At 40.9% G+C, this 10,418-nt stretch carries 9 protein-coding genes; all 9 read right to left on the bottom strand.

The window, feature by feature from the left end; genetic code table 11:
• Window positions 1–2: 2 nt before the first annotated feature.
• Entirely contained in the window at window positions 3–869 is an 867-nt protein-coding gene (locus NQ560_RS10995; protein ID WP_005334317.1) for a PTS system mannose/fructose/sorbose family transporter subunit IID, read from the bottom strand.
• Window positions 862–1,662 (bottom strand): PTS mannose/fructose/sorbose/N-acetylgalactosamine transporter subunit IIC, encoded by an 801-nt coding sequence (locus NQ560_RS11000; protein ID WP_005334318.1) that lies wholly within the window; start codon window positions 1,660–1,662, stop codon window positions 862–864. Before NQ560_RS11000 ends, NQ560_RS10995 begins: the two co-directional genes overlap by 8 nt.
• A 56-nt stretch (window positions 1,663–1,718) precedes the next feature.
• Complete coding sequence (locus NQ560_RS11005) at window positions 1,719–2,177, bottom strand: PTS sugar transporter subunit IIB (RefSeq protein ID WP_005334319.1); 459 nt, start codon at window positions 2,175–2,177, stop codon at window positions 1,719–1,721.
• A gap of 143 nt (window positions 2,178–2,320) precedes the next feature.
• On the bottom strand, window positions 2,321–3,328 hold the full coding sequence (locus NQ560_RS11010; protein WP_022279181.1) for a LacI family DNA-binding transcriptional regulator: 1,008 nt from the start codon (window positions 3,326–3,328) through the stop codon (window positions 2,321–2,323).
• Window positions 3,329–3,727: 399 nt separating this feature from the next.
• Window positions 3,728–7,267, bottom strand: a complete 3,540-nt coding sequence (gene nifJ / locus NQ560_RS11015) for a pyruvate:ferredoxin (flavodoxin) oxidoreductase (protein ID WP_005334321.1) — start codon at window positions 7,265–7,267, stop codon at window positions 3,728–3,730.
• 171 nt (window positions 7,268–7,438) lie between these two features.
• A complete protein-coding gene (lgt, locus tag NQ560_RS11020; protein WP_005334322.1) occupies window positions 7,439–8,305 on the bottom strand; it encodes a prolipoprotein diacylglyceryl transferase in 867 nt (288 codons plus the stop codon).
• 26 nt (window positions 8,306–8,331) lie between these two features.
• Window positions 8,332–9,432 carry a redox-regulated ATPase YchF gene (ychF, locus tag NQ560_RS11025; RefSeq protein WP_005334323.1) on the bottom strand — a complete coding sequence of 367 codons (1,101 nt, stop codon included), beginning with the start codon at window positions 9,430–9,432 and terminating at the stop codon, window positions 8,332–8,334.
• Between the two features lie 446 nt (window positions 9,433–9,878).
• Entirely contained in the window at window positions 9,879–10,229 is a 351-nt protein-coding gene (locus tag NQ560_RS11030) for a GNAT family N-acetyltransferase (protein WP_005334324.1), read from the bottom strand.
• A complete protein-coding gene (locus NQ560_RS15880; protein WP_005334325.1) occupies window positions 10,226–10,357 on the bottom strand; it encodes a TetR family transcriptional regulator in 132 nt (43 codons plus the stop codon). Before NQ560_RS15880 ends, NQ560_RS11030 begins: the two co-directional genes overlap by 4 nt.
• Window positions 10,358–10,418 lie beyond the last annotated feature (61 nt).

Consider the following 10,418-nt stretch of genomic DNA (forward strand, 5'->3'; position numbering starts at 1 on the left):
ATTTATACCGTCAGAATTCCAAAGAATGAACAAACCAATGCAATTACGATAATCAAAAGAATTAATTTTGTAGGTGTCCATTTCTTATTTCCAAGAAGTTTGTAAACCAGTACGGTCAGAAGTACCGGAAGAAGTGCCGGCATAATCTTATCAAGGACATCTGCCTGAAGAGCAAGTTTAACTTCACCGACTTTAAAATTTAGTCCCGTTGTCATCTTAACCGATGTCGCGATCAGCGCACCGACAACGCTCAGTCCCATAATAGAGGCTGCCTCGGTAAATACTGCCAGTCGCTTTCCAAGATTTGTAATCAGCTTTGTTCCAGAAGTATAACCAACTTCAAATAATTTTGATTTCACAAACCAGAACAGAATGTTGCAGATAAACCATACAATTGCTCCAAGCGGGTTGCCCTGCTGTGCCATATATCCTGATATAGATCCCATAATTGTCGGCCACAATACCCAGATCAATGTGTCGCCGACTCCGGCAAATGGTCCCATAAGACTTGTTTTTAATGATTGTACTGTCTCTTTTGCTTCAATTCCGTCTTTTTCTTCAATGGCAAGTGTTGCTCCTAAGATGACACTGGACATAGCTGTTGTTGAATTGTAGTAGTTAAAGTGGTTATTTAACGCTGCTTTATATTCTTCATCATCTTTGTAAATCTTGCGAAGTACCGGTGCCATCGCCCAGGCAACTGCCGGTCCCATCTGAGATTCATAGTTGAAAATGTTACATGCCATGAAGTTATATCTTGCTGCTGTTCTTCTAAGATCGCGTTTTGTTACTTTATATCTTCCATCTGCAGTCTGCTCTACCGGAGTCTGCGTATTTTTCTGATTTACTGTATTCATCTCATTACTCATCGAAATCATCTCCCATCTCTTCTGTTACTGTATTTGCTGCTACAGTTACTGCCTCTGTCGCATCTGATTTTCTAAGCTCTGTTGTAAAATACCAGAAAGCTGCAGCAAATCCTACAATTGCAATTCCAAGTACCGGTACATTTAAATAAGCGGAAAGTACAAATCCGATTAATATAAATGGAAGGAATTTCTTTACCGGCATGTAACGCATCAACATTCCGATTCCGACTACCGGAAGCATTCCTGCTGCTATTGAGAGTCCATTTGTTACCCACTCTGGAATAAATTTTAAAATAAAGTTTACTACATTCGCACCAAAGCATACGACAATAATGGTAGGAATCACTGTCTGGAGGGAACAGATTGCAGGTCCAAGCCATGCCTCACGGTTCATTCTGCCCCATTTTCCTGCGTTATTATCATTCTGCATCTTATGCGCTACAAAGTTATTTACAATTCTTACAACAACTTCTAACTGAATCGCAAGAAGTCCTACCGGAAGTCCGACTGCCAGCGCTGCATCTGTCCCTGTTCCGGTACGGACTGCAATAAATGTACCGATAATGGTCGCAAGTCCGTAGTTCGGAGCAGATGCTCCACCAAGCGCTGCAACACCAAGGGACATTAACTGGAAGGTACCACCAATTACAAGTCCTGTATTCATATCTCCCATAATCAGTCCTGAAATCATTCCAACAATTACTGAGAACCAGGAAAGTACGACCGGTCCATTCTGGTCAATGGTCATATAACCTGCTAAAATCACGATTAATATATCCTGTATTACTGTCATAATTTTTCACCTCAAACTCTATTTTCTAACCTTTAATCTGTTTTTTATAATGTTTCTTAGTATGCTTCCTCTGCATCTGTCGGCACATACTGAATAACTACCGGAACCCCTTTGTCTTTGATTGTCTGAAGATCTGCTCTCTCTTTATCATTCAGGGCAATGAACTTTGTAACTGCCTCTCTTCCATCTTCGTTGAACATGATTCCAAGATCAACCTTTGGAATTTCAACTCCACCTTCCATCAATTTGATCAATGTCTCTGGCTCTTTCACAAGAACCAGAACTCTCTGTCCATCATATTTTCCGGCTTTGAAGTTTGTGATTGCTGTCTCTGTACTGATAACGGAAACTCCTGTTCCTGCAGGTTTTGCCATTCTCATGCTGGCTTTAATATCATCGTTATTGCAGAGCACATCGTCTACAACCATAAATCTCTTTACCTGAAGTGCCGGTGCCCACTGATTTACTACCAGTCCGTGAATAAGTCTCTGATCAATTCTTGCTAATACTACCATTTTGTTCTCCTCCTGATTTCTTTACATTTTAATTTTTGTTTTTCATTGGTATCGATACCAATTTAGTTTCAAAATTTACCAGCACATCATTTTCTTAGTAATATTCTAATTCGATATGCTGGTTTTTTATTGTTATGACTTTTCTATGCTGACTGTCTGATGACCAATTCCAGTTCTAATTCTTTTCTAACTGTATCATCTGGTTCCTCTGAAAGCTGCCTGATAATCTCTTTTGCTGCGAGCATTCCTTCGTCCTGCACTGGTTGCCGAATCGTCGTCAGCGGGATTGGTAACAGTGACGCAATCGGCTGATCATCCACACCTACGATTGCCAAATCCTCTGGAACTTTAATCCCCTGATTTATAGCTTCTGTAAGAATTCCTGCTGCCACCTCATCACTTCCTGCAATGATTGCATCTGGACGGTTCTCCCTTTTTAGTATCTCTTCGAGAATTCTTCTACCATCGTCCATGGTCTTTGCTCTCGTAAAATTGAGATTTGGATCTGCTGTCATTCCATGTGCTGCGAGTGCTTCTATATAGCCACTGTAACGGTCACTGTCAATATTCATTCCATTCGGCTGATGCATCACCCCGCGGCTTCCTGTACAGTAGGCAATTTTCTGATAATTCTTTCCAATCAGATATTCTGTTGCTTTATAGAAACCTTCATACTGTCTTGCACGCACCGTAGAAATGCTTGTATCTTCGTTGTATTCATTGCATACAACCACTTTTCCATATTGCTCATAGGATCTGATCTTATCCCAGTCATTCTCAATCGCACAGAGGATAATTCCATCTGCATGATGCATACGCACCAGCTCCATTGCTTCTTCCTCTCGTTCCTTCTCTCCGAATGTCTGAGTAATCAGTGTTCTGTAATTGTACTTCCGGCATGTTCTCTCAATAGAATCAACCAGATATGCAAAGAAGCTGTTCGTGATACTCGGAATGGATACTGCAATATTTCCTGATCCTGATCCTCTCATCTGCCTTGCTGCCTGCAGTGGACTATAACCAAGTGCGTCCATTGCTTCTTTTACTTTCCGTTTCTTCTCTTCTGAGACATGAGGTTTATTATTAATAACTCTGGAGACTGTTGATACTGATAATCCTGACAGTCTGGCCACGTCTGATATCGTTGCCAATTTTTTGTCTCCTTTCATTCTTCCTTGTTTTTCTTTTCACCTACAGAATAATCCTGTTTTTTTAATTTGTCAAAAGCTTTTTTGGTATCGTTACCAATTTTAGTAATGTGAACAAATTTACATTTTTAAATTTGTATAGTTTGCATAGTCCGCAGTTGTAAAAGAAGTATATCATGCAATTGCATGACATACTTCTACTGCGCACCTCGCAGCAAGAATGCCGAGGCATTTTTGAACATCCGAAACTAAAAAAGGTCCACCGGACCTTTTTGTCGTATGCTTGGCAATTCAAAAGAGGAGCGATATTGTACTAAATACAATATCACTCCTCTAATTTACATGAATGACACATCAGAATTCAAGTTCACTTGAATTCTCGTATCCTTTATAGATTCAATTCTACTCTTCTGCTCCATAGAGTGTTACAAGTTTCTTCAGATACTCGTATCTCTCCATAGCTTCCTGCTCGTTTTTCTTGAACAGTCTTGCTGCCTTCTCCGGATTAGCTCTCTTCAGTGCGTTGTAACGTACTTCTCCGTCCAGGAATTCCTGATATCCTTCTTCCTTAGGCTCTTTGCTATCCAGTGTGAACTTAGCGCCCTCTGCTGCAGGGTTGAATCTGAAGTTATTCCAGTATCCACACTCTACTGCTAACTGCTCCTCAGTCTGAGCTTTGCTCATACCTTTCTTAATACCATGGTTGATACATGGAGCGTAAGCAATGATGAGTGATGGTCCCGGATAAGCCTCTGCCTCTGCAATTGCTTTTACAGTCTGGTTATAATCAGCACCCATAGCGATCTGTGCAACATATACATAACCGTAACTCATTGCGATTCCTGCAAGGTCTTTCTTCTTTGTCTCTTTACCACCAGCTGCGAACTGTGCTGTAGCACCTGTCTTAGTAGCCTTTGAAGCCTGTCCACCTGTGTTAGAATAAACCTCTGTATCGAATACCATGATGTTAATATCCTCGCCACTTGCAAGAACATGGTCTACACCGCCAAATCCGATATCGTAAGCCCATCCGTCTCCACCAAAGATCCACTGGGATTTCTTAGCCAGGAAGTCTTTGTTCTTAACGATGTCCTTACATGTATCACAATCACAACCATCTAATGCTGCAACAAGTTTATCTGTAGCGTCACCATTAGATGCTCCACAGTTAAATGTGTCAAGATATTCCTGACAAGCTGCTTTTACTTCTGCAGATGCTTTATCGCTTGCAGCAATTGTCTCAACTTCTGCTTTTAATCTCTTTCTGATAGCCTTCTGGCCAAGTAACATACCATAACCAAATTCAGCATTATCCTCGAACAGTGAGTTAGACCATGCCGGTCCCTGTCCCTTAGCGTTTACTGTATATGGTGTAGATGGTGAAGAGTTACCCCAGATAGAAGAACATCCTGTAGCATTAGCGATATACATTCTATCTCCAAATAACTGAGTTACCAGTTTTGCATATGGTGTCTCACCACATCCTGCACAAGCTCCTGAGAACTCTAACAGTGGCTGCTTGAACTGACTTCCTTTTACTGTTGCAGGTTTGAACTTCGCAACAACCTCTGGTTTTACCTCGATCTCACGACCAAAGTCAAATGCTTTCTGAGAACCTGCATTTGCTTCCATGTTCTCCATAACAAGAGCTTTTTCACCCTTCTTACCTGGACATACATTGACACAAGATCCGCAACCTGTACAGTCATAAGCAGATACTGTCATTGTAAATTTCAGTCCTGGCATACCGATCATATCGATTGCTTCTGTTCCTTCCGGTGCTTTAGCGAGCTCTTCTTCTGTAAGTGCTACCGGACGGATAACTGCATGTGGACATACATATGCACAACGGTTACACTGTACACAATTTTCTGATTTCCATACCGGAATATCTACTGCAATACCACGTTTCTCATACTCAGCAGATCCTGAAGGTGTAGAACCATCAGCATAATCAACAAATGCAGATACTGGCAGGTTATTACCTTCCTGTGAGTTAACTTTTGACTGAATATTTTTAACAAATGCAACTACATCTGCGCGGCCGTCTTTTACTTCCGGAGTAAAGAGTCCCTCATCCGGACAAGATTTCCATGAATCCGGAACCTGAATCTCTACAACCTGTTTTGCACCGGCATCAATAGCATCATAGTTCATCTGTACAATCTTGTCACCTTTTCTTCCGTAAGTAGCTTTTGCTGCTTTCTTCATAAGGTCGATTGCCTCTTCCTCAGGAATGATTGCTGCAAGCTTAAAGAATGCTGACTGAAGAACTGTATTGATACGTCCGCCAAGTCCGATTTCTTTACCAATCTTGATACCATCGATTGTGTAGAATTTAATATTGTGGTCTGCAATGTAAGCTTTTACCTGTCCCGGTAAATGTTTCTCAAGACCTTCCATATCCCATGAGCAGTTCAGAAGGAATGTTCCTCCGTCTACTAACTCCTGAACCATGTTATATTTATTTACATAAGATGGATTATGACATGCTACAAAGTTTGCTTTGTGAATCAGGTAAGTAGATTTGATTGGCTTCTTACCGAAACGCAGGTGTGACATTGTAACACCACCGGACTTCTTAGAATCATAATCAAAATAAGCCTGTGCATACATATCTGTGTTGTCACCAATGATCTTGATAGAGTTCTTGTTAGCTCCAACAGTACCATCTGCTCCAAGTCCCCAGAACTTACAGTTGATTGTTCCCTCTGGTGTTGTAACCAGCGGAGCTCCAACTTCCAGTGACAGATGTGTAAGATCATCCTCAATACCAATTGTAAATCTCTTTCTGTCAACATTGTTAAATACAGCAACGATCTGAGCCGGTGTTGTATCTTTAGAACCTAATCCATAACGTCCACAATTAACCGGAATACTATCAAACTTAGATCCTTTCAGTGCAGATACGACATCCAGATATAATGGCTCTCCTTCTGCTCCTGGCTCTTTTGTTCTGTCAAGAACATTGATATATTTTACAGTGTCCGGAATAGCGTCGATAAGTGCCTGTGCACAGAACGGTCTGTAAAGACGAACCTTTACAACTCCGACTTTCTCTCCGGCTGCTCTTAAGTAATCGATTGTCTCCTCAATAGTATCACAGACAGATCCCATAGCGATGATGACTTTCTCAGCATCCTCTGCTCCATAATAGTTAAACAGTTTATAATCTGTTCCAATCTTAGCATTAACTTTGTCCATGTACTCCTGAACGATTGCCGGCATAGCATCGTAGTATGGGTTACATGCTTCTCTTGCCTGGAAAAAGATATCCGGGTTCTGAGCGGAACCTCTCTGGCATGGGTGATTAGGATTCAGAGCATGTTTTCTGAATTCATCGATTGCATCCATATCTACCAGATCTTTCAGATCTTCATAATCCCAAGTCTCAATCTTCTGAATCTCGTGTGATGTACGGAATCCATCAAAGAAGTTGATAAATGGAAGTTTTCCCTTTAATGCTGCACAATGTGCAACTGGTGTCAGATCCATAACTTCCTGTACACTGGACTCACACAGCATAGCTGCACCAGTCTGACGACAGGCGTAAACATCAGAGTGATCTCCAAAAATTGAAAGTGCATGACTTGCAAGTGCACGAGCTGATACATGGAATACTCCAGGAAGCTGCTCCCCTGCAACTTTATATAAGTTAGGAATCATCAACAGCAATCCCTGAGATGCTGTAAATGTTGTTGTAAGTGCTCCTGCTGCCAAGGATCCATGAACGGCTCCTGCTGCACCAGCCTCTGACTGCATCTCTGTTACCTGAACAGTCTCTCCAAATATATTCTTTCTGCCTTCTGTAGCCCACTCATCTACATGCTCCGGCATAACAGATGATGGTGTAATTGGGTAAATAGCTGCTACTTCAGTATATGCATATGAAGCATGTGCTGCGGCCTGATTACCATCCATGGTTTTCATTTTTCTTGCCATTTTGTTGTTCCTCCTTAGACATTATTCAAGAAAACTAATTCTTTACATATATCTTATATTATAGTCCGGCACTTCTTAAAAGTCTAGATATTCTCCGTTTCTTTTTGTTCCTTTTTTGATACAAAATTAACGACGCTTCTAATTCTAATGCGATAACACTAAAAAAGCTGCCTAACAAGCAGCTTTTTTCTTAACCTTTATTCGATTATATACAATCAAAACAAATGATACAACTACAATGGTTCCGGCAAGAACCTGTGATACCGGAATTTCTGTCCCCGGAATCCAGAGTTGGTCTGTTCTTAATCCCTCGATCCATACTCTTCCTGCACCATATCCAAGCAGATACATCAAGAATACTTCTCCCTGGAACTTTTTATGTCTGCGATACAACAACAGTAATATCAACAAGGCGAGACACCACATAGACTCATAAAGATATGTCGGGCTCACTTGAATATAAGATACCCCATCCACTGTTTCCATGTGTTTTCTCATTAAATCCGTGATATCCGAAGATCTGACTGCATCTACCGGAAGTTTCATAGCAAATAATCCATCTGTATACTCACCAAATGCTTCCCTGTTAAAGAAATTTCCCCAGCGTCCGATTGCCTGTCCAAGTACAAGTCCAAGACCTGCTGTATCAAAGATCTGTGCTGCTGATAATTTCTTCACTTTTGCAAATACAATTACTGTAAGAACCGCTGCGATCACACCGCCGTAAATTGCAAGTCCTCCCTGTCTGAGGTTAAAAATACTAAGCAGGTCATCTTTGTACATATCCCATGAAAAAATCACGTAATATGCCCTGGCACCGATAATTGAAATGATTACTGCACAAATAGACAGATCATAATAATCTTCTTCTTTCTGTCCAGTTCTTTTTGCTTCATATACTGCCATAAAAATTCCGGCAAGAATCCCAGCACCTATGATCATTCCGTAATAAGCAATATCAAATCCAAATACCGTAATATGATTCCCTACTGAAGAAAGATGTATTCCCAGATGTGGAAAATCAATCGTTCTAGTCATTTTTCATACTTCCTTCCACACTGTGATTATACATTAAATCGGAATAACATAATATCGCCGTCTTTTACTACATATTCTTTTCCTTCCAGACGGATCAGACCTTTTTCTTTTGCAGCTGCATGACTTCCACATGCAATCAAGTCATCATAAGAAACAACCTCTGCTCGGATAAATCCACGTTCAAAATCAGAGTGGATCTTTCCTGCTGCCTGCGGTGCCTTTGTTCCCTCTGTAATTGTCCATGCACGGACCTCCGGTTCACCTGCAGTCAGATAACTGATCAGTCCGAGGAGCTTGTAGCTTGCCTTGATCAGTTTCTCAAGTCCTGACTCAGTAAGACCAAGATCTTCCAGGAACATTTTTTTCTCATCATCATCTAATTCAGAAATCTCAGCTTCAATTTCTGCACATACTACAAATACTTCACTTTCTTCTTTTGCTGCATACTCTCTGACTGCCTGAACTCCTGCATTGGAAGCTCCGTCATCTGCAAGATCATCTTCTGATACATTTGCAGCGTAGATGACCGGTTTATATGTCAGAAGATTATAACTCTTAAGCCACTCCTCTTCTTCCTCATCTTCTACTGCGTCAAATGTCTTGGCAAGTCTTCCATCTTCCAGATGTGCTTTGATCTTCTCAAGAAGAGCCAGCTCTTTTGCTGCTGCCTTGTCATTTCTTGCAACCTTAGTTGTCTTTGCAATTCTTCTCTCCAGGATCTCAAGGTCTGAGAAGATAAGCTCCAGATTAATTGTCTCAATATCTCTGAGCGGATCAATACTTCCATCTACATGTACAATATTACTGTTCTCAAAACAACGTACTACATGCACGATAGCATCTACTTCACGGATATTTGCAAGGAACTGATTTCCAAGCCCTTCTCCTTTTGATGCTCCCTTTACAAGTCCTGCAATATCTACGAACTCAATTGCAGCCGGGATGATCTTCTTCGTGTGATACATCTCGCCAAGGACATTCAGTCTCTCGTCCGGCACAGTTACAACTCCGACATTCGGGTCAATAGTACAGAACGGATAGTTTGCAGACTCCGCTCCTGCTTTTGTCAGTGAATTAAAAAGGGTACTCTTACCTACATTCGGTAATCCCACGATTCCTAATTTCATTTTTGTATTTCCTCCTATAAATCCTTTGATTTCAGCATACTTATTTTTGCAAGTGTGCCATTTAGTGGGCCATTGTTTTTTCTTTCCAAATCAATCTGCAAATCTGGCCGAGTATAATCCCGTACTTTCCTAGGATATTCCCTTGCCAAGTTCTTTGCCTTTTAAATCTTTTCCTATATTTCAGCTTCTCTCATAGAAACCCTAATACAGTATCTTGTATTATACCATAGCATCTTATCTTTGTGAATATTCATTTTAGGCATTATAAGGATATAAAATTTGCGGACATAAGAAAAAAGGAAGGCTCTCAGCCTTCCAAATAAACTTATACATCAGAGAACTCGTGCCATACCGCTTCTCTGTTATGTTCAAGCATACTTACTTTCTGAATCAACCCATAACAATCTTCATCGTAATCCGGTTTAACAATTACTAAATCGTCATCCTCACTTTTTCTCTTTATATGGGAACTGCTTATCAAACTCTTCTGCTTCCTGCTCATCTACAAGATAGCCTTCTGGTGTGGCATACTCTCCAGTAATCCCATCAAGATAACCCGGAATCAGTTCCTTACATAGGAAAAATGATGCATCCTCTCCCTCCGGCAATCCATGATATCGGATACCATACTCGCTTGCCGGTTTGAATCCACTCTTCCCATAAAAATCAATATTTCCTTCCAAGCATAATGCACCGCAGCCTAGCTCTGCAGCTTTCTCCAACGAATAATCAAGCAGACTTTTACCATATCCTTTCCGTTTATATTCGTTCTTGATACAGATTGGTCCCATCGTCATAATGGAAATACTTGTGGCATATCATATTCTGTTGCCTGTTCACCATCCTGCTGCTCCATACGCCCCACAATACAATCAAAAATATCTCTTTTGCTTTTGTAATGACGGTACAATGCCCCTTTTGTCATATCCTGCTATCTGGCTGACTGAGACAGCCTCGTAACCATCTCTGGCGAACAAATGCAGTGC

It is taken from the genome of Dorea formicigenerans (genome assembly GCF_025150245.1).
In the GTDB taxonomy this organism is placed as follows: domain Bacteria; phylum Bacillota; class Clostridia; order Lachnospirales; family Lachnospiraceae; genus Dorea; species Dorea formicigenerans.